2 protein-coding genes are annotated in these 1,143 nt (G+C 41.8%); both read left to right on the forward strand.

Going from position 1 to position 1,143, the window contains the following annotated elements:
- A partial coding sequence (locus IRB43_RS17610; protein ID WP_203364747.1) for an ATP-grasp domain-containing protein occupies positions 1-771 on the forward strand: 771 nt, incomplete at its 5' end.
- A 29-nt stretch (positions 772-800) separates the two neighbouring features.
- A partial coding sequence (locus IRB43_RS17615; RefSeq protein ID WP_203364748.1) for an ATP-grasp domain-containing protein occupies positions 801-1,143 on the forward strand: 343 nt, incomplete at its 3' end.

Consider the following 1,143-nt stretch of genomic DNA (forward strand, 5'->3'; position numbering starts at 1 on the left):
GACAGCTCAGGCAGCCGCGGTGTCAGTAAGATCACCAGCATGGGCGAGCTAGAAGCAGCGGTTCAGTATGCGATGAGCTTTAGTCGCAGCCGCCGCGTGCTTATTGAAGAATTTATTGAAGGAACGGAATTTGGTGCTCTGACTTTTAGTGTGAACGGGGAAATGGTGTATTGCTTTGTTTGTAATTTCAAGACTATACAAATGGTTCAAATTGGACATTCATTTCCTTCTACTTTTTCTAAAGAGCAACTGAGAAATATCCAAAATGAATGTGAAAAGGCGTTAATGAGTCTTGGAATTCAAAACGGACCGTGTCATTTAGATTTAATACTGGATTCCAATGGAATTCTTTTCGTTATTGAAACGGGAGCCAGACTGGCTGCACATCAATTACCCGAGCTTGTTGCACTTCATTCTGACATTGATCTAGTTACTCTTACTGTTCAATCAGCGAGCGGGGAAAAAGTGAAATGTTTACCAGCAACAAGAAATGAAGCGGTAGCTGTAGAAATGCTCTATTTTAACGACAACGGAATGGTTAAAAAAGTTGGAAATATACCCTCACTTATTCATAATTATCGTCCCATTGACTTTGCTCTTTATGTATCAGAGAAACAAAAAGTATCCAAGCTCAAATCTAGTCAAGGGCATTACGGTTACGTCATTTTCAAAGGGGAAGACGTGACCGAGGCTGAGCAAAGATGTTCACAGTTTTTGAATGAGTTGAAAAAAAGTATAGTAGTCACTTCTAACAGCTTATTGAATACATGAAAAAAATAATTAGAAAGGGGGGCTTGGCTATGGTGAAAAACTTTTTAGTTTTAGGGGGAAGTCGGTTTCAAATGCCGGCTGTTGAACAGGCGCAAGCGCTTGGAATGAAAGTAGTGGTGATTGATCGTGACCCAACGTGTATCGGGGCAAGCAAAGCCGACTATTTTGAGTGTGTTGATACAACGGACTTTATCGGAGCGGAACGGGTAGCTCGTCACTACAATGTCGTTGGTTCGATGACGATGTCCAATGATCTGGCTGTACCAACGAGCTGTTATGTAAATGAAGCCTTGAACTTGCCTTCCCAAGGGCAGGGCCTGATCGATTTACTAACGGATAAATACAAAATGAGAGAACGATATGCCGCTCATC

Origin of the sequence: Bacillus sp. REN10 (genome assembly GCF_016820555.1) — a bacterium.
In the GTDB taxonomy this organism is placed as follows: Bacteria; Bacillota; Bacilli; order Bacillales; family Domibacillaceae; genus Bacillus_CE.